Origin of the sequence: Sorangium sp. KYC3313 (assembly GCF_052075895.1) — a bacterium.
In the GTDB taxonomy this organism is placed as follows: Bacteria; Myxococcota_A; Polyangia; order Polyangiales; family Polyangiaceae; genus Sorangium; species Sorangium cellulosum_B.
In genome coordinates this window covers 8,602,459-8,625,899 of the sequence record NZ_CP197255.1, presented here as the reverse complement: position 1 = coordinate 8,625,899, position 23,441 = coordinate 8,602,459, and the positions used below count along the sequence as shown (strand labels likewise).

Annotated in this window: 16 protein-coding genes; 10 read left to right on the top strand and 6 right to left on the bottom strand. The window is 73.3% G+C overall.

Translation table 11 applies throughout. The features are described from left to right. Positions 1-31: 31 nt before the first annotated feature. From ACSRUE_RS32790 to ACSRUE_RS32780, 3 genes are read right to left on the bottom strand one after another with little or no spacing between them, the layout of a single operon-like run. Positions 32-1,333: a DUF4147 domain-containing protein gene (locus ACSRUE_RS32790; protein ID WP_441287036.1), complete on the bottom strand. Its 1,302-nt coding sequence runs from the start codon at positions 1,331-1,333 to the stop codon at positions 32-34. After that, positions 1,330-2,052 (bottom strand): hypothetical protein, encoded by a 723-nt coding sequence (locus tag ACSRUE_RS32785; protein ID WP_441287035.1) that lies wholly within the window; start codon positions 2,050-2,052, stop codon positions 1,330-1,332. Before ACSRUE_RS32785 ends, ACSRUE_RS32790 begins: the two co-directional genes overlap by 4 nt. After that, positions 2,052-3,383 (bottom strand): HD domain-containing protein, encoded by a 1,332-nt coding sequence (locus ACSRUE_RS32780; protein ID WP_437768152.1) that lies wholly within the window; start codon positions 3,381-3,383, stop codon positions 2,052-2,054. Before ACSRUE_RS32780 ends, ACSRUE_RS32785 begins: the two co-directional genes overlap by 1 nt. Positions 3,384-4,357: 974 nt before the next feature. Here ACSRUE_RS32780 and ACSRUE_RS32775 point away from each other — a divergent pair. Beyond that, positions 4,358-6,475 (top strand): hypothetical protein, encoded by a 2,118-nt coding sequence (locus ACSRUE_RS32775; RefSeq protein ID WP_441287034.1) that lies wholly within the window; start codon positions 4,358-4,360, stop codon positions 6,473-6,475. Positions 6,476-6,759: 284 nt separating this feature from the next. Next, on the top strand, positions 6,760-8,484 hold the full coding sequence (locus ACSRUE_RS32770; RefSeq protein WP_441287033.1) for a serine/threonine protein kinase: 1,725 nt from the start codon (positions 6,760-6,762) through the stop codon (positions 8,482-8,484). A gap of 39 nt (positions 8,485-8,523) precedes the next feature. Here ACSRUE_RS32770 and mutH read toward each other — a convergent pair whose 3' ends face one another. Both mutH and ACSRUE_RS32760 read right to left on the bottom strand, forming a co-directional pair. Next, positions 8,524-9,207 carry a DNA mismatch repair endonuclease MutH gene (gene mutH / locus ACSRUE_RS32765; RefSeq protein ID WP_441287032.1) on the bottom strand — a complete coding sequence of 228 codons (684 nt, stop codon included), beginning with the start codon at positions 9,205-9,207 and terminating at the stop codon, positions 8,524-8,526. Between the two features lie 218 nt (positions 9,208-9,425). After that, positions 9,426-13,043, bottom strand: a complete 3,618-nt coding sequence (locus tag ACSRUE_RS32760) for a protein kinase domain-containing protein (protein ID WP_441287031.1) — start codon at positions 13,041-13,043, stop codon at positions 9,426-9,428. Positions 13,044-13,206: 163 nt separating this feature from the next. Here ACSRUE_RS32760 and ACSRUE_RS32755 point away from each other — a divergent pair, with 163 nt between their 5' ends. Together ACSRUE_RS32755 and ACSRUE_RS32750 are read left to right on the top strand one after the other, a co-directional pair. Further along, the gene (locus ACSRUE_RS32755; RefSeq protein ID WP_441287030.1) at positions 13,207-13,392 is read left to right on the top strand and encodes a hypothetical protein; all 186 of its coding nucleotides are present in this window, start codon (positions 13,207-13,209) and stop codon (positions 13,390-13,392) included. A gap of 66 nt (positions 13,393-13,458) precedes the next feature. After that, complete coding sequence (locus ACSRUE_RS32750; protein ID WP_441287029.1) at positions 13,459-14,658, top strand: aminotransferase class V-fold PLP-dependent enzyme; 1,200 nt, start codon at positions 13,459-13,461, stop codon at positions 14,656-14,658. A 28-nt stretch (positions 14,659-14,686) separates the two neighbouring features. Here the strand turns inward: ACSRUE_RS32750 and ACSRUE_RS32745 are convergent, their stop codons facing one another. Next, a complete protein-coding gene (locus tag ACSRUE_RS32745) occupies positions 14,687-15,544 on the bottom strand; it encodes a metallophosphoesterase (protein ID WP_437768145.1) in 858 nt (285 codons plus the stop codon). 165 nt (positions 15,545-15,709) lie between these two features. Between ACSRUE_RS32745 and ACSRUE_RS32740 the strand changes: the two genes are divergently transcribed. The 6 genes from ACSRUE_RS32740 to menD all read left to right on the top strand — a co-directional run bounded on the left by ACSRUE_RS32740 (position 15,710) and on the right by menD (position 23,337). Then, positions 15,710-17,458: a phosphoenolpyruvate carboxykinase (GTP) gene (locus ACSRUE_RS32740; protein ID WP_441287028.1), complete on the top strand. Its 1,749-nt coding sequence runs from the start codon at positions 15,710-15,712 to the stop codon at positions 17,456-17,458. Positions 17,459-17,650: 192 nt separating this feature from the next. Further along, entirely contained in the window at positions 17,651-18,208 is a 558-nt protein-coding gene (locus ACSRUE_RS32735; RefSeq protein ID WP_012235639.1) for a GbsR/MarR family transcriptional regulator, read from the top strand. A 157-nt stretch (positions 18,209-18,365) separates the two neighbouring features. Next, positions 18,366-19,376 carry a polyprenyl synthetase family protein gene (locus tag ACSRUE_RS32730; RefSeq protein WP_441287027.1) on the top strand — a complete coding sequence of 337 codons (1,011 nt, stop codon included), beginning with the start codon at positions 18,366-18,368 and terminating at the stop codon, positions 19,374-19,376. Positions 19,377-19,456: 80 nt separating this feature from the next. Beyond that, on the top strand, positions 19,457-20,731 hold the full coding sequence (locus ACSRUE_RS32725) for a hydroxymethylglutaryl-CoA reductase, degradative (RefSeq protein ID WP_441287026.1): 1,275 nt from the start codon (positions 19,457-19,459) through the stop codon (positions 20,729-20,731). Then, positions 20,728-21,459, top strand: coding sequence for a bifunctional demethylmenaquinone methyltransferase/2-methoxy-6-polyprenyl-1,4-benzoquinol methylase UbiE (gene ubiE, locus ACSRUE_RS32720; RefSeq protein WP_437768141.1), 732 nt, complete (start codon positions 20,728-20,730; stop codon positions 21,457-21,459). Before ACSRUE_RS32725 ends, ubiE begins: the two co-directional genes overlap by 4 nt. A gap of 33 nt (positions 21,460-21,492) precedes the next feature. Continuing rightward, complete coding sequence (menD, locus tag ACSRUE_RS32715; protein WP_441287025.1) at positions 21,493-23,337, top strand: 2-succinyl-5-enolpyruvyl-6-hydroxy-3-cyclohexene-1-carboxylic-acid synthase; 1,845 nt, start codon at positions 21,493-21,495, stop codon at positions 23,335-23,337. Positions 23,338-23,441: the final 104 nt, after the last annotated feature.

The following is a 23,441-nucleotide window of genomic DNA, read 5'->3' as shown; positions in this document are numbered from 1 at the left end:
GCGCTGCCGCGCCGCAGCGCGCGCTGCGGCGTCAGCGCACGCGCGCGCCTCGGAGGAAGTCTCGCGCGACGATGTGCAAGTCCGTGAGGTTGTGACCTGTCGGGCCCGTCTCGACACGCGTGCCGAGCGCGCGGTGAACGACGGCGTCGTCGAAGCGCGCGAGCGCGGAGTCGATCGTGCGGTCGTCCATCGCGGCGGCTGCCGCGCGGGCAACGGCCGCTCCCGCGGCGCCGGAGCTGCCGTCGACGCCGTCGGAGGCCGCGCAGAGGAGCGCGACGTCCGGTGGCAAGCCGCGCAGGGCAGCGAGCGCGATCCATCCTGCGCGGCCGCCGGCCCCGCGGTGGGCCGACAGCGCCAGCGTCGGTTCGCACGGGATCACGGCCGCCTCGCCGGGAGCGAGGGTGCGCGCGAGCGCGAGGCGACGTTCCACGATCGCGCGCGCGTCGCCGTCCTCGGCGGGGGCGGCGGTGGCGCGGAGCCCTGCCCTGTCGGCGAGGGCCGCCGCCACGCGCTCCGCGAGCGTGTCCGGATCGGCGAGCACGCGCGCTTCCAGACGCCGCGCGTCCGCTGGCTTCAGCGACTCGCTGAAGGCGGGCGTGAGCCGCGCGAACCGAGGGGCCCAGCGAGCGAGCGCGGCGAGCGCCTCCTCCACGCGCGTCGGGTCCGGGACGGTGGGGCCAGAGCCGACGTCGTGCGGGAGTCCACCCACGACGTCGCTCATGAGCAGCGTCAGCACGCGCGCCGGGGCCGCTGCCGCCGCGAGCCGCCCACCCTTGATCCGCGACAGGTGGCGGCGAACGAGGTTGACGTCCTGGATCGGCGCGCCTGCTTCCAGGAGCTCGGCGACGACGGCCTGCTTGTCCGCGAGGGACACGCCCGGAGGCGGCGCGGCGAGCAGCGCCGAGGCGCCTCCGGAGAGGAGGGCGACCAACAGATCCTCGGGCCCGAGCGCGGCCGCGACGGCGAGGGCCGCTTCGGCCGCGTCCACGCTGCGCGCGTCGGGGACGGGGTGCGCCGCCCGCATCACGCGCAGCGGGCGCAGCGCGGCCTCCCCGGGGTCGGCCAGCGATGTCGTCGCATCGCGCGCGGCGAGCGCCGGGGCCGCGACGGTGATGACGAGCCCTCCGGCGATCCTGTCACCCCAGCGGCGGAGCGCCCCCTGGGCCATGCCGGGCGCCGCCTTCCCCGCCGCGATCACGAACACGCGGCCGTGGTGCGCTCCGGCCTCGACGTCGAGCGCGCGCTCGACGAGCCCAGCTGGGTCGAGCTCTGTCAGCCCGGCGCGGAACGCGGCCACCAGCGCCGCGCGCAGCTCGCCGAGCGCGGCGCTCAACGGGTCCTCGCGCCGACCACGCCGCGCTGCGCCGCCCCCTGGGCGGGGGCGCGGTCGCCTGCGTCGACGAGGTGCGCGCGGAGGACGTGATGCCAGCCGAGCGTGACCGAGAGGAGCGCCCGCTGCGCGTCGCGCGGGCCGTCGTCGCCCGAGAGCTCCGGCCCGCGAAAGCGGAGCGCACCCCGCAGGCCGAGGAACGGGCCTGTGGCGTCTCCCAGGAGCGGCACGTCGAGCGACAGCGAGAGCTCCAGCCCGGGCTCCGCGGCGAGCCCGGCTCCGGGCGGCGCTTCCCAGAACGAGCCCACGCCGAGCGCCACCGAATCGATGAAGAGGTCGAGCCAGGGGGCGCTGCGCTCGAGATCGCTCGCATAGCGGGCGAGGAAGAGCGGCTGGATGAAGACGCCGGTCGCGATCGAGCGCGCGACGGGCGCTCCCTCTGCGCCGAGCGCGTCGGTGTAGTGCGCGTACACGCCTGCGGTCGAGAGGTACACCGCGGCGCCGCGCGCGCAGAGCGCCGGACCGCCGTCCGCGAACGACGCGCCCGCGCCCGCGCGCAGATCGAGGTCTCCGTCCAGCCGGCCGTACGCGCCGTCGCCTTCCGCATGCGCCGTGGACGCCCCCGCGAGCACCGCGAGCGCTGCGACGCCGGCGACCGCTCTGGTGAGGGCGCGGCGCGTGGGCTCGGACGATCCACGGGCTGCCTTGTTCCTGGTGGTCATCAGCGTATCAGCGCCTCCCGCACCGTATCCCGCAGCTCGGGCGCGAAGAGGAGCCGGGTGCGTGTCATCGTCTCGTTGCGCAGCCGATCCAGCAAGAAGGACACCTCGGCGGGGCGCCGCGGGCGCCCTTTGGCGTAGACGACCATGAGCGACGCGTCCTCGGCGTAGGGCGTGTCCTCGGCGACGTCGACGCCGACGTACACCTCCGGGTCGAGCCCGGCGCTCTGCGCGATCTCGCGCACGGTCTCGAGCGCCGCCGCGCGCCGGGCGTCGTGCTCGGCCGGCGACTCGCCGGGCTCCGGGAACAGCTCGACCGACTTGAAGAGCGAGCGCACGCGCAGGCGGCGGGCGAGATCGGACAGCACGGGATCGGGCGCCGCTTCCCAGGCATGGATGGCCCCGAGCAGGACCTGATCGTCGAGCTCGAGGTACTGCTCCAGGGTGGGCATCTCGCCGACGGCCATCGCGGCGACGGCCGTGGGGACCTCGGGGATCCGGTCCCCGGCGGCGAGGCGGGTGACGACGCGCCGCAGGATGGCGCCGATCATCCACTCCGCGCTGCGCGTCGTCTTGTGGAAATAGACCTGCTGAAACATGAAGAAGCGGGCGAGCAGGAACGACTCTATCGCGCTCATCCCCTTCGTCCCGTCGATGGCGAGCGCGGGCGCTGGCGGGGCAGACGCGGCGCCGCCGCCGGGCATCTCCACCTGGACGTCGCTGAACCTGAGGCTGCGGAGCAGCCATGGCAGGTCGTACTCGCCGTACCTGACGCCCGTCGCATGCGCGTCGCGCAGCAGGTAGTCGCAGCGATCGACGTCAAATGTGCCGCTCACCGCCTTGGCGAGGTACGGCAGCTCGTGCCGTCCGCCGATGAGGTCGGCGACCCGCCGCGGGAGGTAGGGATCCTGGCGCACGAGCACCTGGTGCACGTCCGAGGACGGGTCGAGCAGGATGCGCTCGGTCCAGCGCTCGTGGTGGAGCGCCCCCGGCATGGCCTCCTCGAAGAGGTGCGACAGCGGGCCGTGGCCGAGATCGTGCAGGAACGCTGCGGCGATCGCGTCGCGCGCGCGGTCGCTGGTCACTCTCTGCCAGAACGGAAGGTCGCGATCGATTTGACGGAGCCTCGCGATCAGGAGGCGCATCACGTGGGCGGCCCCGAGCGCGTGCGAGAAGCGGGTGTGCTCGGCGCCTGGGAAGGCGAGCGACGTCAGCCCGAGCTGACGGATGCGCCGCAGCCGCTGCACCTCCCGAGCGCCGAGCAAGCGCGGAACGATGGCCGCTTCACCGCTCTCGAACTCGATCAAGCCGTGGACTGGGTCGCGCAGAATCAAGATGGGTCTCCACTCGACGCCATGGGCGCAAACGGCGCCGAGTCACTCAGGAGTCGCCTGATGGCGTCGATCTGCGGGCGTGCGCGCGGGGGGGAGGGCTCGTTGCTTCGGGCGTGCGGTGTGGAGCACAGCATGGTGCGCCTCGAACAGGGGCAGGAAATCAAGGAGGTATGCGACGTTCCCACGTGGGCCCGCGGGAAGGCAAGCGCGGCTCGTCGCCGAGCCTTCCTCGTGAGCGATCCAGCGAGCCGGTCGGCTCCGCCTGACGAGGACGGCAGGCGCGCGGCATCGGGGCGTCATGAGCGTGGCGTGCGACGGAATCCACGCGACGGGGCCAGCCACGCCGAGGCGGAATCGCGCGGCGGGCGTCGTGCGGAGGGCGTCGTGCGGCCGACGTCGCGGACGTCGCCAACGTCGAGCGAGGGGCAAATCGTGGCGAGCGTCGCGTGAGGCGAAGGCGCGCGTGGCGCACCACGGCACGGCGAGCGCTGTCCCGCGGCCGCATGCGATTGCGTACGAGCGCGTGTGATTGCGTGCGGTTTCGTGCGGTCGCGGTACACGAGACGAGCGCGCGAGATGCGTGGCTGAGATGCCTGAGGTGAATCGGGCGAACAGCGGGTGAGCGTGCGAGGAACGTGGGAGGAACGTGGGAGGACGACGCGAACCACAGCGGGGTGAACAGACGCGAGCAGACGCGAACACACAAAGAACAGACGAAAAGGAGGCGCCGCGGTGCCAGCGAGCGAAATTGCGATGGGAGAAAATTGTGTTCGGAGGAGGAAAGTGCTCGATTTCTTGAAGCTGGACGAGCATCCTGGTGTACGGTAGGAGGCTGACTATTCCGTTGGTTAACGCGGGTCATCGGATATCCGGGAGATCAAGTCGAGCGCATGACCACGACCAACGGACGACAGTCGGGGCGGGGGCATCCTGCAGATGAGGAGCAAGGTCGGGTGACACGCGAATCGGGAGGCATGGCGAGCAGTGATGAGGCTGAGCTCGACGAGTCGCCGAGGCGGCTCGACGCCATCCTCCGCGCCCTCCCAGAGTCGGAGCTCAAGGGCCTCATCACACGCATGGGGATCCGCATCGACGCCGCGAAGCGCATCGACGCGCCTTCTCAGGCGGCGCGGGCGCTGGTCGGCCTCCCCGACGTGCGCGACCCGTCGCGGCTCCCGACCGCCAGCCGCGAGCTGCTCCATCGCATCGCCGAGGCGGGCGGCGTGCTCGTCGTCCCCTCGCTCCCCGCCGGGCTCGAGCCGCTCATCGCCCGTGGCGTCGTCTACGCGCGCAAGACCGACGAGGGCATCGAGCTCGTGCTCCCGGCGGCGTTCCTCGTCCAGCTGAAGAGCTGGGAGAGCGAGGACCCCCGGGCGATCCGGGCGCTGCTCGCGCAGGCGCCCTTCGAGACGATGAGCGCGATCGCGACGCACTACCTCGGCCGCCCGGCCACGCCGCCCATCGCGCTGTCCCTCGAGAACGCGTGGGAGACGCTGAGCGCTCCGGAGCGGCTCCGCGAGGAGATCGATCGCCTCGCGCCCGTCGAGCGCCGCCTGCTCGAGTCCATCGAGGCCGTCGGCGGCGAGGTGGACACGCAGGAGCTGCTCGATCTGGAGCGGGAGCCGATGCGCCTGCGCAGCGCGAGCGGGGTGACGGCGAGCCGCCGCGGCGCGGGCTTCGCGCTCGAGCGCCGCGCCTTCCTCATCCCGATCCATCCGAACCGGCACGTCGTGCCGACCGAGGTGGCCGCCATCGTCGGCGCGGATCGCCGCCGGATGCGCGAGAAGCGGCGCGAGCAGATCCGGTCTTTCGTCCTGGAGGAGGATCACGCCCCGCGGCGCGCTCGCTTCGCCTCGGATCCCGGGATGCTCGCGCTGGCGCTCGCGTACTGCGTGCGCGAGCCCGGCAGCGACGTGCGCCCCGGCGTCGGGACGCCGCGGTCGCTGCTCGTCCGGCTCGCGCAGCGCTTCGGGCGGGACGTCGAGGGCGTCGCGCTCGTCGCAGCGCTGTCGCGCGCCGTCGGGCTCTGGGACGCCTCGGCCGCGTCGCCGGCGACGCCGCCCGGCTCGCTCCAGGTGCAGGAGCTGACGCCGCTCCTGTTCACGACGTGGCGCCGCGGCGGCGCGTGGGATGAAGCGCGCGCCGAGCGGGAGGTGCTCCGGGTCGCTTCGGACAACCGCGACGCGAGCCCCATCGGCGCGCTCCGCGAGATGGTGCTCGACGCGCTGCACGACCTCGGCGAGGGCCGCTGGGTCCCCTGGCAGTCGCTGCAGGGCTACCTGGCGGCGGACGAGCGCATCGCCGGGGTCGAGCGGCTGGTCCGTCGCTGGGCCGAGCGCGCCTCGGTCGAGGCGCCGGAGGTCCCCGACATCACGCGGCGGATCGCGCTGGAGTCGCTGCCGGCGCTCGGGATCATCGATCTCGGCGGGGCCGAGGACGTGGCCAGCGCGGAGCTGGCGCTCCGGCTGACGCCGCGCGGGCGGGCGCTCCTCGCGGGCTCCGCGCCGAGCTCGGACAACAGCAAGAGCAAGTTCGTCGAGGCGCACGCGCTGCGCGTCGGCCTGAGCGCCAAGGTCGCTGCCGTGCTCGGGCTCTCGTCGTTCGCCGAGATCGGCCGCGTCGGCGATCAGGTCGATCTCCTGCTCACGCCGCCGTCGATCGCGCGCGCGCTGTCGGTGGGCCTCGACAGCGACGCCCTGCGCTCTCGCATCGAGGCGGTCGCGCCGCTGCCGGACACCATCTCGCGCATGCTCATCCAGGCGAGCGTCGTCATCGGCAAGGCGAGCTTCGTCGGCGCCTCCGGCTTCCTCTGGATCGAGGATCCCGAGATCCGCGAGCTGCTCCGCACGCGGAGGCCGGCGGCCGAGATGTTCGTCGATCCGTCGCCCCCGTCGGGCTTGCTGATCGAGGCGGGGGTCGATCTGGAGCGGCTCATCCGTCGCTGCCGCGCGCTCGGCGTCGAGATCGAGGCCGATCTCGGCAACCTCAAGGCGACGCGGCAAACCCCGGCGCACGGCACCGAGGGACCGCACCGGACCTCCTCGACGGCGAACATGCGCCGATCCCGGACTCCGCCGGCGCGCACCCGTTGAGCTCGCTGTCAACCGGCATCGAGAGGCCACGAGCGCGGGCCGACCGCTGAGCCGAACCTGAAGGAACGGCCTGGCGGTCATCGGCGCTCACAATCTCGGACCCAAGGAGCGCGTCGTCCGCGGTGCGGCGGTGCGTGAGGCGCGCAGGCTGGCCCTGGGCTGCGCTTGATTCCGCCTGTGCCGCGCCCGCGTCCCACCTGGGAGGCGGTTTTTCGCAGCTCTTTGCATTCCTGCGGCGTGAGGGGAATCGCTTCGGAGAAGCGCGACGTGTATACCTTAGCTCGATGGCGCCCTCCTCTGGTGAGCCGGACTCGACCGAAGGAGAAGTCTCGGTCGGCCCGGAGACGGCTGCGTTTCCGCTCGGCCCGGGGGAACCGAAGGCTGACAACGTCTACACGATTGCGCCTGGCACCGTCATTGCGCGCAAGTACCGCGTCGAGCGCACGATCGGCCGTGGAGGCATGGGCCTCGTGGTCGAGGCGCTGCACCTCGATCTCGATACGCGTGTCGCCATCAAGTTCCTGCTCCCGGAGTTCATGTCGTACACCGAGGCGTCGGAGCGGTTCATGCGCGAGGCGCGCACGGTCGCCAAGCTGCAGACGCACCACGTCGTGCGCGTGCTCGACGTGGCCGCCCTCGACAGCGGCGAGCCGTACATGGTGATGGAGCTGCTCGACGGCATGGACCTCGCGGGCCACGCCGCCGAGGCGGGCACGCTCGCGATCGGCGAGTGCATCGATCACATCGTCCAGGCGTGCGAAGCGCTCGCGGAGGCGCACGCGCTCGGGATCGTCCACCGCGATCTGAAGCCGGCGAACCTGTTCCTGACGAAGCGCCCGGACGGCGCCCCGCTCATCAAGGTGCTCGACTTCGGCGTCTCGAAGATCCTCACCGGCGACACCGGCAACGTCTCGCTCACGCAGACGACCACGATCCTCGGGTCCGCGCTCTACATGTCCCCCGAGCAGATGCGCTCCTCGAAGAGCGTCGATCCTCGCACCGACATTTACGCGCTCGGCGTGTGCCTCTTCGAGATCATCGGCGGCAGGCCGCCGTACGTGGCCGACAGCTTCCCCGAGCTGTGCGCGAAGATCTACACGTCGCCGCCCGAGGCGCTCCAGGATCTCCGCCCCGAGGTGCCGGAGGGCCTCGTCGAGGTGATCGAGAAATCGATCGCGCGCGAGCCGGAGGATCGCTACCAGTCGATCGCGGAGTTCGTTCAGGCGCTCGCGCCGTTCGCCGCTCCGGGCACGCGCACGACCATCGGCGGGATCCTTCGCCAGCACGCCGTGGAGCTCGATCTGCCTCCGCCGGCCTCACGGGCGGCCATGACGCGGACCTCGCGCGCCTCGCGCGCGAGCAGCGGCGGGCCGTCGGTGAGCGACAGGGGCGCGCGCACGGGCAGCTCTGCGCCTCCGGTGGAGGAAGAGGCCCCGCGCCGCGGGCGCACGCTGCTCTACGTGGGGGTCGGGGCCGTCGCCGTCCTCGTCGGCGCGTGGGGCGCGCTCCAGTTCCAGCGCAGCCGCTTCGCCGTGGGAGGGAGCGAGGCGACCGCTCCGGCGGACGCGCCCTCGTCAGGCGCCACCGCGGCCCCCGGCGCGCCGACGGAGACGGCGCCTCAGGCGCCAGACACGGCCGCCGCGATCCCGACGGTCGCTGTCCCTGCGGCCGCCGCATCGGCCGCTGACGCGGGCGCGAGCGCGGCGAGCGCGAGCGAGGTGGACGCAGGCGCATCGGATGCGGGCGTCAGCTCGACCGAGGCAGCGGCGGACGCGGGGAGCGGGCCGTCCGCAGCGGGGACGACGTCGCCGAGCGCCAGCGCTGGCAAGCCGCCGCGCGCCGGCGCGGGCGGGCGAGGGCGCACGCGCCCCACAGAAACTGGGGGGGCTGCCGTGGATGCGCCGGCGCCGCCGCGCACCGTCACGCCGACCGTGAACGACGATCTCTCGCTGGAGACATGCACCGCCACGATGCCGGACGGCTCCAAGAAGGTCGTCCCCTGCAAGTGACGCGCGCCGGGCCGCCCGTTCGCGGCGGGGGCTCTCCGGTCACGCCGGGATCGCGGCCGGATCGCCGAGGATCGCGCCGGTGAAGCTGGGGCGCAGGTAGAAGCCGCGCGGCAGCGCGGCGATCATCTCCCCGTCGCGTCCGAACGCGAGCGTCCGCGAGCGCCCGCTCGCGGCCTTCGGCCGCACCTGGAGCCAGCGCCCCGCGTGCGCGGTGAGCGCCTCGACGGCGCCGATGCCGATGAGCCCCATCAGGTCCTCGAAATCGGCGCGCAAGATGCGCTCCTGCGCGTCCGTCGGCCGCCAGAGCCGCGGGGCGCCCAGCCGTCGCTCCTCGCTCGGCAGGCCCGGAGCCGCGATGATCGGGACCCAGAGCACACAGGCGAGCTTCGCGCGAGCGCGCGACGTCTCCCACTCCGCACGATCGGCGTCCGACAGCGAGATCGAGCAGACGAACGTCGACTCCTGCGGCGCCCCGGTGACCTCGACGGGGATCGTCTTGAGCTCGATCCCGAGGTGGGGAAAATCGGGCCTCGACGTCGAGCCGGCCGTCGCGCCGAGCGCGCGCTCGACGAGCGCGCCGGCGGCGCCCTTCGTGCGCACACCGCCGCGGGGCACGGCGCAACCGAGCGCGCGTGCGAGATCGGCGAGCGTCAGGCCGGCGAGCGCGGCCGCCCGGCACCGGAGCTCGGCTTCGTCGCGAGGCGGTTTCAGCGCGGAGATCAACGACGCCGCCCTTAGAGCATCGCGAGGCGCGACTCCAGCGCTCAGCCGCGATCGAGAAAGATTGGCCGCCGGGGTGCGCCGAGACGTCGATGGGGATCGAGCAGCGCTGACCCGGGGGCCATGGCGGCCTGATACGCGGCCCCCCCGAACGCGCCGCCGAGAGACAACCTACTGCTTAAATCCTTCTTTGAGCCGACAGGATTCAGAGGAAAAGCGCATCAGGAATTTCCTGCATGGACTTTCCGGTGCCCACCAGCGTTGGGCCTGGCAGCCCGCTCGTCGTCGAGGGGCCATCTCAGGTCAGCGAGCTGGCCGGTGATCCGCAGCAGCATTTCCCTCAGCGAGGAAGCGTTCGCGCGATCGTTCGGGTTGTGTCGTAAACAGGCATACATGAACGCCGCGATGTCTGCGGTCCTCGGATCGTCGGCGATGCGCTTGATCGGCGCAGGGAGCCCGTCGTGCGTGACGTGCGCCGTGATGAGCGCGACCTCGGTGGGCGCGTCGAACAGCGTCTTGCCGGTGAGGATCTCGTAGGCGAGGCAGCCGAAGCTGTAGACGTCGGCCGTGAGCGGGGTGGGCGTGACCCCGGCGGGGACGACGCCCCAGATCTCCGGGGCGCCGTAGCAACCGGTGGCGCAGCCGGGGCGGATGTGGCGGCCGGCGAGGCCGAAATCGACGAGCACGGGCTCGCGTCCCCCGCGCAGGATCACGTTCGTCGGCTTGATGTCGAGGTGCCCGACGCCGACGGCGTGCATGGCTTCCAGCCCGGCGAGGATGCCGTCGAGCAGCGCCACCGCGCTCCGCGAGGTGAGGCCTCGAGCGTCGAGCAGCTTGTCGCAGCGGATGCCCTCGATGAGCTCCATCACGAGGATCGGCTTGGGGCGGGCGCCCGCGTCGAACGTGACGAAGCGGGCGATGTTCGGGTGATCGGGCAGGGAGAGCAGCGCGCCCGCCTCCTCTCGAAAGAGGCGGAGGAAGTCGGCTTCCGAGACGCTCCTGGCCGCCGTGTGATCGTACTCCGGCACCTTGAGGGCGAAGCGCTCCGCCGACGGATCGTGTCGCTCCTCGGTGCGGGTGACGACGAACACCGTCCCCAGCGAGCCGCCGCCGAGCTGGCGGTGCACGTAGAAGCCGCCGAGCGTGCGCCGGCTCGGCAGCCACGCGGGCAGCGGCTGCTCGGGCAGGGCGACCCCGCTCGGCGCGCTCTGCCGCCGGACGGGGAGCAGCAGGACGCGCGGCATGACGAGGGCGATCACATCGGCGAGCGCGCTCGGGACGCTCGCGCGCGCGGCCGAGACGAGCGCCTCGATCGGCGCGGCGACGCTCGGCTCCGCGTCGCCTTCCTCCTGCAGCGCGACCTCGATGGCGAGGCGCAGCGGCTCGGTCGCGCCGGAGGGCGCGGAGGCAGGGTGCTCCCCGCAGCGCCGGCGCGCGCCCGCGGTCAGCTGCGCGAGGCGTGTCAGGGCCTCCTCCAGGGCGGCGAGCGGCGAGGCGTCCGCGTCGCCGTCACCCGCGCCGGTCAGCGCGCTGAGCGCGCGGGCCGCGTTCATCGCTCCGAGCGCGCGCGCGAGGCGGGCGAGCGCGCCCCGCACGATCTCCGTGCGCTGCGACGCGCCCGCAGGGAGCGCCGTGACGAGCGCCTCGAGGGCGGCGATGCGCTCGAGCGCCACGCGCGCGCGCTCGGCCTCGGCGAGCTCCGCGTCGACGCCGGCTTGTCGGGGCGACCGGCGCGACGCCGCGGCGTCGCCCTCCGGCGCGCGCGCGCCGCCGTCGCGCCCGCCGCGCGCGAACCGCGCGTAGGCGCGCAGCAGCTGGGCGACGTCCGGGTGCATGCTCGCCTGACCGAGCACGTCGAGGTCGTCGGGGTCGCCGCCGCGCATCGCCGCGTGCAAGAAGATGTCGGCCGCGTCGGCGGCGCCTTCGCGCACGAGCGCGTCGAGGCCGCGGGCGACCGAGGCGGCGATGGCGCGGCGGAGCGACGAGCCGCGCTCGGCGCGCAGCCGGTCGAGCAGCACGCCGATGGCGCCCGTCCAGCGGGCGAGCACCCGCGCCTTGAGCTCTGGCTCGCTGCCGAAGTCGGTGCTCTCGCCGTCGATCAGGTGGATGAGCGCGCGCAGGTTGCGCTGGTGCACGGTGACGTGCAGGGGCGGCGAGGTGCTCGCCCGGGCGGCGGACCCCTCGGCGCGGAGCAGCCAGCGAGCGAGCCGCTCGTCGAGATCGTCCAGGGACGCGACCCCGGTCGCGTCCTCGCTCGGCCGCCGGTTCAGGAGCAGGAGGCTCTTCAGCAGGCCGGAGCCGAGCAGCTCGGCGTCCAGCTCGCGCACGAGCCCCACCGCGGCCCTGCGCCCCGCGGTGCTCTGCGCGTCGTCGTGCTCGCAGAGCTCGATCTCCTCGAGCGCGCCCACCACCTCGGTCGCGAGGGCGTAGGCCTCGAGCGCGCGGCCGCGCGCGTCGCGCGGGCCGGTCTCGACGAACGCCGCGACGGCGCCGTCGAGCGCGCCCCGCAGCAGCGCCACCCCGGCGCCGTCCATCGAGAGGTCGCGGTGGATGACGCGCGCCAGCGCCGCGAGCCCGTCATCGCGGACGTGCGCGCTGGGCGGGGCCTCGAGCGCGTCCTCGAGCGCGCGGGCGCAGCGCGCCGCGGCGCGGGCGCCGAACGGCTCGCCGCGGCTCATCACGCCGCGCAGCTCGCGCCGGAGCTCGACGATCGCCTCGGCCGTCGCCATCGGGGACGTGCGCGCGATCTCGTCGAGCAGCGCGTCGGCGGCCTCGGGCTCCGCGTCGGCCGCGACGGGGAGCCCCCAGGCCATCGCCGTGGCGATTCCCGGGTCCGCGGCGAGCAGCGGGCTCCGGAGGAGCTCGATCGCGCGTCCGAGCGCGCCGTCCGGATCCACGGCGATGCTCGCGGCCAGCGACGCCGCGCCGCGCCGCCACTCGGTGGGGGAGAGATCCTGGGCGAGCAGCGCGCGCACCTCCTCGGCGAAGTCGGGCAGCACCCCGGCGAGCAGCCCTCGCGCCGCGGCGACGTGGCGCCACACGAGCGGCTCGCGATCGGCGAGGAGCGTCTGCCATGCGAGCGCGATCCCGTCGGCGCTGCGGTCGAGGTCGCGCCGGCGCCCGTCGCCGACGTTGCGGAACAGCCGGAGCGGGAGGTCGTCGCCCTGCATGGCCCGGCGGGTCGCCTCGCGGGCAGCGCGCTCGAGCAGGCGCGCGGCGAGGCGCCGCTCCGGGAGCGAGCCGGTCGATGGCGCGGCGATCCAGTCGCGCGACAGCTCGCGCCGCGAAGCGAGCAGGAGCGCGAGCGGTTCGACCGGGACGTCGGTGCCGGCGGGGAGCCAGAGCGAGAGCATCACGCGGGCGCGGATCCCTGCCCCGGACAGGCCGCGGGCCGAGCCGGCCGCCATGCGCGTCGCGAGCGCGACGAACGTCGCCGCGTTGCCGGCGTAGAGCTGTCCCAGGACGCGCCTGCCCAGCTCGCGCCGCTCCGGCCCGAGCGGGAGCGCCCCGGCGATCTCGTAGAGCGCCACGCTCGCCGCGGCCGGCGCGAGCCAGCTCAGATCGTCGAGCAGCCCGTCGGCCATGGCGGTCTGGACGCTCCGGAGCAGGCCATCCGGGCTGAGGGAGTCGAGCGGGGTCGATCCATCGAGCGCATCGACGAGCGCCAGCGAGGCGATCGTCTGCCGGAAGAGCGCGCGCCGGACGTTCGGGTCGTCGTGGGACGTGAGGTCGACGAGCCCTTCGAGGTATTCCGCGCGTGGTCGCATCGGCAGGTTGCGCAGTCTAGCGCGCTGACGCGCCGGCCCCCCTCCCGCGCCGCAGCAATCCTCGCCCGTCATGGAACCTCCCACCTCGATCCGGAGCGCGTGCCGCTCCACATGGCTCCGAGAGAGCTACCTCCCCCTACGATGATCGGACCGGCCGGAGGCGCGCCCCCGCCGCGCGCGCCGCCGCCTCGCCCCGGCGAGCACGTCATGACGGGGCGAGGAGCCTGCCCTGTTGATGCTCGATCTCGTGCAGAAGCGGGTCCTCTCGCGTCCGGCCGCCTGGGCTGTCGGCGCGCGCGTGGGGCAGGTGGCAGAGCGCTCCAGCCGCGCCACGCGCGTCGAGGACGCAATCCACGCATCCTGCGCAACGCACCGCACCCCACGGACCGACTGGGTGGAAGTGGGCATCGAAGTGGGTTAAGCGGCAGCGCGTGCGGGGCCTCGTCGCCCTGCGTGTTCGCCGCGACGCCGCGACCGAAGAGCTGGAATGCAAGGAGACGTGGAACAGGGCTTCTCTCTCGACCTCGACGCGTTTCGCGCGGCGTACTCGCGCTTCCTCGCGCCGGCGGGGGGCGCGGCGCCGCGCGTCCTGCTCACGGGGCACTCGCACCAGGCCTGGCCGGATGTGGCGCGCGACGCGCTCGCCGCATGCTTCGACGACGCCGCGCGGCTCGTCGACGGCAAGTGGGACGCCGCGGTGTTGCCGAGGCTCGCGGCGGTCGGCGCGGCGATCCTGGAGCGGATGGGCTTCGAGCGCGGCGACGCCATCGCCTTCGGCCAGAACACGCACGAGCTCGTCTACCGCCTGATCACGTCGCTCCCTCGGCGCGAGCGGCTCCGGATCGTCACAACGCAGGGCGAGTTCCACTCGCTCAGGCGCCAGCTCGCCCGCCTCGCCGAGGAGGGCGTCGAGATCGACTGGGTGAGCGTCGAGCCGCGCCACGCGCTCGCCGAGCGGCTGCTCGCCGCGCTCCGGCCGGGCACCTCGATGCTCGCGATCTCGGCCGTGCTCTTCGAGAGCGCGACGGTGGTGCCGCGGCTCGACGAGATCGTCGCGCGCGCGGCCGAGATCGGCGCCGTCCCGCTCGTGGACGTCTACCACGCGTTCAACGTCGTCCCGCTCGCGTGGGGCAGCGCGGCGCCTCACGTCTTCGCGGTCGCGGGGGGCTACAAGTACGCGGCGATGGGCGAGGGGATCTGCTGGATGCGCGTCCCGCACGGCTGCGGGCTGCGCCCGGTCTTCACCGGCTGGTTCGCCGACTTCGGCTCGCTCGCGGGCAGCAGCGGCGGCGTCGCGTACGCGCCCGGGGGCGCGCGATTCGCGGGCTCCACGTTCGACCCCTCCGCGCTCTACCGCGCCGCCGCGGTGATCGAGCACTGGGATCGCTTCGGACTCACCGTCCCCCGGCTGCGCGCGATATCGCTCCGGCAGACCGGGCGCATCCTCGACCTCCTCGACGCCGCGGGCCGCGGCGGCGACGTCGTCTCGCCCCGCGAGCCCGAGCGCCGGGGCGGCTTCGTCGGCGTGCGCTCAGCGCGAGCGGGCGACGTCGTGGAGCGCCTCCGCGCCCGGCGCGTGCTCGTCGACGCCCGGCGCGACGTGCTCCGCATCGGCCCCGCGCCTTACCTCACCGACGCCGAGATCGACCAGGGCGTCGCGGCCCTCGTCGAGGAGCTCGGTCGCTAGCGCCCTGGCGACGTTCTCGTCGGGACGATCAGGGGTCGCTGTGGACGCGCGGCGCGTCGGGGTACAGCGACCGGAGCCCACGCCAGGCGACGTCGGCCGCGCTCTCCGCGGGCTCGGCGAGATCCCACTCCAGGTAGAGCTTGTCGCCGTCGTAGCAACCGAAGCTCGTCGACAGGCAGAGCAGCGGCTCGCGCTCGGTGGCATACCCCTCGCGCGCGACGTCGTGCCCGTAGATCGCCACGCGAGCGTCCGGGTCGATCGCGCGGAGGAAGGCATGGGCGCGGTCGCTCGATGTGCTCCGCGCCCAGAGCAGCGCGCCGAGCGTCCCGTGCAGGCTCATCTCCGAGAGCTGTACGTCGAGGAACCCGTCGAGCGGGAGCCGATCGAGATCTTGCCGGCTCTGAATGCGGGCGTGCGGCGCCGCGTGGAGCATGACCAGCCGGGCCGCGCGCGCGGTCGCCACGAACGGCCACCCGCGGAACCAGCTTCGCATCGCCAGCGTGTCCTCCGGGCCGAGGAGATCTTCGAGCCGCAGCGCCTCGTCCGGGAAGAATTTCGCCACCACCGGACCTCCCACGTGCGCGTGCTCGTGGTTTCCGAGCAGGTAGTGAACCCGGCCAGGGTGGCGTTCCGCGAGACTCCTCGCCTTTTTCAGCAAGGTCACGGAATCGCCCCGGTAGAACGAGCCCAGGTAGTCGGGCCATTCACCCTCGTCGAGCTCGGGCCCGTGGATCAGGTCGCCCGTGATCACGAGGACCGCGCCGTCACGGCCGGTCGCCGCCTGCTCGAAGATCTCGGCGATTCGCTCGAAATCCGCGAGATTGCCCTGGAAGTCGGTGGCGACGATCAGTCTGCCCCGATCAGGGAGGTCGACGACACGCTGCACGTCTCCAGCATAGCCGAACGTCCCTGCGTTCGCCTCGCGTGAACTGAGCGTGAACGCCGGCCGGCTGCCACGCCACGCCCCCTGCAGATCGTCCAGATTTGACGAAATACTACAATTGTACTGTCGCTTGGCGGAGGTTCTCGCTCAGGCTAGGCTCGCAGCCGTATGCAAAACCGGAAACTTTCAGCGTGGGTGGACGAGGTCGCCCATCAGACGCGGCCCGATCGGGTCGTTTTCTGTGACGGCTCCGAGGCGGAGAACCGAACGCTGATCCAGGGGATGCTGAGCGACGGTACGCTCCTCGCGCTCGACGGGGAGAGGTACCCCAACTGCTATCTTCACCGGAGCGACCCGACCGACGTCGCCCGGACTGAGCACCTCACGTTCATCTGCACTCGCGACAAGGAAGACGCGGGCCCGACGAACAACTGGATGTCGCCGGACGAGGCCTCGCAGCGGGTCGGACGGCTGTTTGACGGGGCGATGAAGGGGCGGACGATGTTCGTCGTCCCGTACCTGATGGGGCCCGTGGGATCGCCCTCGTCGAAGGTCGGAATCGAGATCACCGACAGCCCTTATGTCGTGGCGAGCATGCGGATCATGACCCGTATGGGCCAGGTCGCGCTCGATGCGCTGGGCAGCTCCGAGGACTTCTGCAGGGGGCTGCACGCGCTCGGGGACCTGAGCCCCGAGCGCCGCTTCGTCTGCCATTTCCCGGCGGAGCGGCTCATCTGGAGCGTCGGCTCCGGGTATGGGGGCAACGCGCTGCTCGGGAAGAAGTGTTTCGCGCTGCGCATCGCGAGCACGATGGCGCGCGACGAAGGGTGGTTCGCGGAGCACATGCTCATCCTCGGCCTGGAGGACCCGGGAGGGCGGGTGACGTACGTCTGCGCGGCGTTCCCGAGCGCCTGCGGGAAGACGAACCTCGCCATGCTGGTGCCGCCGGCGTCCCAGAAGGGGTGGAAGGTGTGGACCGTCGGCGACGACATCGCCTGGCTGCGGATCGGCCGGGATGGCCGGCTCTGGGCGATCAACCCCGAGGCCGGCTTCTTCGGCGTGGCGCCGGGGACGAGCTCGAAGACGAACCCGAACGCCCTGGCGACGCTGGCCCGGAACTCGATCTTCACGAACGTGGCGCTCACGCCGGAGGGGACGCCGTGGTGGGAAGGCTTCGACGGTCCGGTGCCGCCGGTGCTCACCGACTGGAAAGGACGCCGGTGGACGCCTGACAGCGGGGAGCCCGCGGCGCATCCGAACAGCCGGTTCACCGCGCCGGCCCGCCAGTGCCCGTCCATCTCGACGGAGTTCGACGCCGCAGCGGGCGTGCCCATCTCGGCCATCGTCTTCGGCGGACGGCGCGCGCGGCTCGCGCCGCTCGTCTGCGAGGCGCGCGGCTGGGCCCACGGCGTCTATCTGGGCGCGACGATGGCCTCGGAGACGACCGCGGCGGCCACCGGGAAGGTCGGGGTCGTCCGCCGCGACCCGATGGCGATGCGCCCCTTCTGCGGATACAACATGGGCGATTACTTCCGACACTGGATCGAGCTCGGCGAGAACCGCGCGGCGTTCCCGAAGATCTTCCACGTGAACTGGTTCCGCCAGAGCGAGGCGGGCGCGCTCCTCTGGCCAGGCTTCGGCGAGAACCTCCGCGTCCTCCGCTGGATCGTCGCGCGCGTGCGCGGCGAGGCGAAGGGACACGACACCGCCGTCGGGATCATGCCCACCGACGGCGAGCTCGACACGAGCGGCCTCGGCGTGAACGACGAGGCAATGCGCGAGCTCTTCGCCATCGATCGCGATGCGTGGGCGGAGGAGGCGCGCGATCGCGAGGCGTTCCTGGAGTCGTTCGGCTCGCGCATGCCCGAGGCGCTGCTCCGGCAAAACCAGGATCTCATGGCCCGGATCCGGGCGTGAGCTAGCGCCGTCGAGAGCGCTCGACAGGCCGCGCGGGCGCGCGCGGCCCAAGAAGTGACCCGCGCGCCCGCGCCAGCCCACCAACCGAGAACCGACCCGCTCGTCCGCGCTGCGTGGCGAGAACGGTCGGGAATGTCTTGACGCCGGCGCAAGTAGACCCACACAGTTCTTTCAAAGAATTTTGAAACTTTCATGAGCCACGCAAGCGACATCCATCGCCAGGCGGAGCTGCTCGCGGCGGACGCGATCGGCGACGTCATCGAGCACTGGGGCTTTCGCCGGGTGCTCGGGCGGATCTGGACCGTCCTGTTCATCGAAGGCGGAGCCCTCTCCGCCGCCGAGATCGGCGAACGGCTGCAGGTTTCTTCCGGCGCAATGAGTATGTCGCTGACAGAATTGCAAAGGTGGGGTGTAGTACGAAGAGTATGGAAACCGGGCGAGCGGAAGGAGTTCTTCGAGGCCGAGACGGACTTCTGGAAGATGATTTCCAAAGTGTTCGCCGAGCGCGAGCGGCTGATCGCCGACTCCGTGAGGGAGCGCCTCGAGCGGGCTTCGGCGCTGCTCGAGGGCCTGCCCCCCACCGACGCCGCCCGGTTCAGCCTCGATCGGGTGGAGCGGCTCCTCTCGTTCGTGATCGTCGCGCAGGCGGCGCTCGACGGGTTCATCAAGAGCAGGACCGTGGATTTCTCGCGGTTCGGGGATCTGGTCCGGTTCCCCATCCGCGCCGTGCGTTCCCGGCGAGGTGCCTAGCGGGACCGTGATTTCGGAGAGCTCGATCGTCACGGGGGGCCCCGCGCGGTGCGGGGCGCAGCGTGCGCTCGTGCTTCCAGGTGGAGATGGGATGACTGCGACTACAACGTTTACTGGGGCGGTCCAGCGGAGCGATGTCGTCTCGAGCCTCGGAGGCATGTGCGCTGGGCGAGGGCTCGACGCGCTCGCTGCGCGCCTCGCGGAGCTGAGGCGCCTGCTCGACGGGGACCTCGGCGACATCGAGCGCGAGATCGCGAAGGTCGGGCTGGACGGGGAGACGCCGGCGCACAGGAGCGCCCGGCACTTGCTCGGCCTGAACGGCAAGCGGCTGCGGCCCATCTGCGTCGCGCTGGCCTCCCACATCGGGGGCGGCTTCAACGACGCCGCGCGGACGTTCGCGGTCGCGGTCGAGCTCGTCCACAACGCGACGCTGCTGCACGACGACGTCGTCGATCTCGGCGACCGCCGGCGCGGCGCGGACGCGGCGCGGGTCATCTACGGCAACGCCGCCTCGATCTTCGGCGGCGACTACCTCCTGCTCGACGCGCTCTCCAAGATCCAGGCGGTCGGCATGGCCGACGTGCTCGAGCGGGTGCTCCTCGTGATCAAGGAGATGGTCGTGGCCGAGGCGCTCCAGCTCGCGTCGCGGGGCCGCGTGCGCACGAGCTCGAGCGAGTACTTCCAGATCGTCGACGGCAAGACGGCGTCGCTGTTCCGCTGGGCGATGTTCGCGGGGGCGCGCGCGGGCGGCGTGAGCGAGCCGCTCTGCAAGGCGCTCGAGAGCTTCGGGACGAGCCTCGGGGTCGCGTTCCAGCTCGTCGACGACGTCCTCGACTTCGCCGGCGACCCGGAGGCGACCGGCAAGGCGCTGCTCACGGACCTGCGCGAAGGCAAGATGACGTACCCGCTGCTCCTCGCCATGGAGCGCGACCGCGAGCTCACGCCCGCCCTCGAGGCGCACTGCGCGTCGGAGGACACGGCCGTCGAGCCGGAGCTCGGCCGGCGCATCGCGCAGATCATGGTCGAGGAGCGCGTCGTGGACGACTGCCTGGAGCTCGCGTCCCGGCTCTGCGGGGACGCGGTGCGGAGCATCGAGCCGCTCCCGGAGAGCCCGGCGAAGGCGGCGCTGGAGGGGGTCGCGATGTCGACGCCCCGGCGGAAGCGGTGAGCGGCGATGACGAACCCCTTGATGCAGTGCGCGGAGCGCGCGCGCCGCTCGCGAGCGCGCGCGGCGCGCGGAGACACCCGATGAGCCAACACGTGTCCAGCCGGATCAGCGGCTTCTACAAGCGGTGCCTCGAGGAGCGGCTCCGCGCGATCCAGGCGCTCGGTCTGCTCGACGAGGAGGCGCTCGCGCACCTCGCCAGCGGGGGAGGGCTGCCGACGGCGGTGGCCGATCGGATGTGCGAGAACGTCATCGCGACGCACGCGCTCCCGCTCGGCCTGGCGCTGAACTTCCGCGTGAACCAGCGCGACGTGCTGGTGCCGATGGCGGTGGAGGAGCCGAGCGTCATCGCCGCCGCGTCGAACGCGGCGCGCATGGTCCGGCGGTCGGGCGGCTTCTCCGGCGAGGCGGACCCGCCGATCATGACCGCCCAGGTCCAGCTCGACGACGTGCCGGACGCGGAGGCGGCCGCGGGCCGGCTGGAGGCGGCCCGCGCGAGCCTGCTCGCGGCCGGGGACGCGGCCATCCCCAGGATGGTGGCGCGCGGCGGCGGCTGCCGCGATCTCGAGGTGCGCGTCCTCTCGGCGGAGCTCGGCGTGCTCGTCGTGCACCTCTACGTCGAGGTCGGCGACGCCATGGGCGCGAACCTGGTCGACACCGTGGCAGAGGCGGTGGCGCCGCTCGTGCAGCGCATCGCCGGCGGGACGCTGGGCCTGCGGATCCTCTCCAACCTGACCGTCCGCCGCCTCGTCCGGGTGACGGCCACCGTGACGGACGACGCGCTCGGGGGCGCGGACGTGGCGAGCGGCGTCGCGCGGGCGAGCCGCTTCGCGGAGCTCGATCCGTACAGGGCGACGACCCACAACAAGGGCTTCATGAACGGGCTCGACGCGGCCGCGGTGGCGCTCGGGCAGGACTTCCGCGCCATCGAGGCGGGCGCGCACGCGTATGCGGCGATCGGGGGCCGATACCGGCCGCTCAGCACGTGGGAGCGCATCCCCGGCGGGCTCGTGGGGCGGGCGGAGCTGCCGCTCGCCGTCGGCACGGTGGGCGGCGCGACCGAGGTGCACGCGGGCGTGCGCGCCGCGCTGCAGCTCGTGGGCGCGACGAGCGCGCGCGAGCTCGCGGTGGTGCTGGCGTCCGTCGGGCTGGCGTCCAACCTGGCGGCGCTGCGCGCGCTCGCGAGCGAGGGCATCCAGCGAGGCCACATGCGGCTCCACGAGCGGAAGCGCGCGCCCGGCGTCTCGTCCACAGCGGGCGGGGAGGCCGCCGGGCCGGCGTCCAGCGAAGGCAAGCGGTTTTCCGTAGAGCGAGCCGAGGCGCCGCGCGCGGCGCACCAGGCGGGGAGCGGGACATGAGCGAGGCGAGCCAGGATCAGGCGCCGCGCGGCGGGCGCCGCTTCGGCACGGGCGAGATGTTCGACGGCATCGCGGAGCGGTACGACCTCCTGAACCGGGTCATCTCGCTGGGGCTCGATCAGGGCTGGCGGCGGCGCGCGTTGCGTTCGCTCGAGCTCTCGCCCGGCGCGACGGTGCTCGATCTCGCGACCGGCACCGCCGATCTCGCGATCGCGATCGCGCGGGCGCACGAGGTGAAGGTCATCGGGGTCGATCCGTCGCAGGGGATGCTCGGCGTCGGCCGCCGGAAGGTGGAGGCCGCGGGGCTCGCCGGGCGGATCGAGCTCGAGGTCGGCGACGCGCAGCAGCTCCAGCTCGGCGACGCGAGCGTCGACGCCATCTCGATGGCGTTCGGGATCCGCAACGTCCCGGATCGCGCGCGGGCGCTCCGCGAGATGGCGCGCGTCACGCGGCCCGGGGGGCGCATCGCGATCCTCGAGCTCAGCGAGCCGCGCAGCGGGCTCATGGGCAAGCTCGCGCGCTTCCACATCCACACGGTCGTCCCGTACGTGGGCGGCGCGATCTCCGGCAAGGACGAGTACCGGTACCTGCAGGACTCGATCGCGAGGTTCCCGCCTCCGGACGAGTTCGCGGAGCTGATGCGCGGCGCGGGGCTGCGCGTGCTCCGCGTGGAGCCGCTCACGATGGGCGTCGTGTGCCTCTTCGTCGCGACGCCCGAGGGGGCCTGAGGTGCGCGCCAGAGAGGGCCTCGGGGGGCGGTGATGGGCGGGTCGAACCTCCACTCTGCCTGGGCGCAGCTGTTCGTCCGCGCGCTCGCGCAGGCCGGGGTGCGCGACCTGGTCCTCTGCCCCGGCTCGCGCTCCACGCCGCTCGCGATCGCGGCGATGGAGAGCGAGGAGGTGCGCTGCGCGAGCGTCGTCGACGAGCGCGCCGCCGCGTTCTTCGCGCTGGGGCAGGCGCGCGTCACTGGCCGGCCCAGCGTCTTCGTCTGCACCTCGGGCACCGCCGGCGCGCACGCGCTCCCGGCGATCATCGAGGCGCACCTGAGCTTCACCCCGCTCATCGCGATCACGGCCGACCGCCCGTGGGAGCTCGCCGACGCCGCGGCCGCGCAGACCATCGATCAGACCAAGCTCTTCGGCGACCACGTCCGTCACTTCGCCGAGCTCGGGCTGCCGGATCCGTCGCCCCTCGCGATGCGCGCGGTGACGCGCATCGCGGCCCAGGCGGTCACGCGCGCGCTGTCGCCGACGCCGGGCCCGGTCCACATCAACGCGCGCTTCCGCAAGCCGCTCGAGCCGGTCGACGCGGCCGGGCCCGAGCCGTGGCAGGGAGAGTGGGAGGCGCTGATGCGCCGCGCCGGCACGCGGGTCGTGCCGGCCCGCGCCGGGGTCGATGGGCGCGCGATCGAGGAGCTCGCCGCGCGCTGCGCGCGCGCGGAGCGGGGGCTCATCGTGTGCGGCCCCGCCCAGAGCCGGGAGGACGACGCGCGCGCGCGCCGCGCGGTGCTCGCGCTCTCGCGCGCCACAGGCTTCCCGGTGCTCGCCGAGGGCACGAGCCAGATCTGCTTCGGCGGCCTCGCCGAGGGCGTCGTGATGCCGGCGTCGTTCGATTCTTTCCTCCGCGCGCCCGAGTTCCGCGCGGCGAACGCGCCCGACGTCATCCTCGAGCTCGGCGCCCCGCCGACATCGGCCGGTTACGCGACCTACATCGCCGAGCACACGAGCGCCCGCCGCGTCGTCGTCTCCTCGCACGGCTGGAACGATCCGACGAGCGCCGCGGCTGCCCTCGTCATGGGTGAGCCCGTGGAGGTGTGCGAGGCGCTGGCGGCGCGACTCGCCGGGGCGGGGCTGAGCCTGGGGCGCGGGCGGCGGGACTGGGCCGCGACGTTCGCGCGCGCCGGCGAGATCGCGGCGGCGCACGCCGCGCGGGCCTGCGCCGGGGACGAGCTGACGGAGGGCGCCATCGCCCGGATGGTGGCCAGCGCGTGCCCCGCGGGCTCGCTGCTCGCGATCGGCAACAGCATGCCGGTGCGCGACCTCGACACGTACTGCCCGCCGTCGGCGCGCGCGTTGCGCGTGCTGCACCAGCGCGGGGCGAGCGGGATCGACGGCCTCGTGTCGGCGGCGGCCGGCGCGCGCGCCGCGGCCGCCGCGCCGGTCACGTTGCTGCTCGGCGATCTCAGCCTGCTGCACGATCTGACCGGGCTGCTCCTCGCCGCGAAGGCAGCGGGCGACGGCCGGGCGCCGCTCGTCATCGTGGTGGTCCAGAACGACGGCGGCCGCATCTTCGAGCACCTCCCCATCGCCAGGCGCGGCGCCGCGCTGCTCGAGCGGTGCTTCACGATGCCGCAGCACCTCGATTTCGCGCCGGCGGCGGCGATGTTCGGGCTCGCCTACGAGCGCGCCGGCACCGCCGGGGATCTCGCCCGCGCGCTCGCCGCGGCGTACCAGCGGACGGGCGCGACGCTGATCGAGGCGGTGGTGCCGCCCCACGACGGCGCCGCCCGCGTTGCGCGGCTCTGGTCCGACGTTCGTCGCGACGTCGCAGCCCTGGTCAGCGCGCCGGCCGCGGACGGCGCGGCGGCCGATCTGCAGTCTCCATGAGCGGCGCGCGCGCCGAGAACCCCGAGCTTGCCGAGAGGGATCCACGATCATGAGCCAGGTCAACGCGAACACGAGTCCCGCACCCGACGACGTCGCGCGAGGCG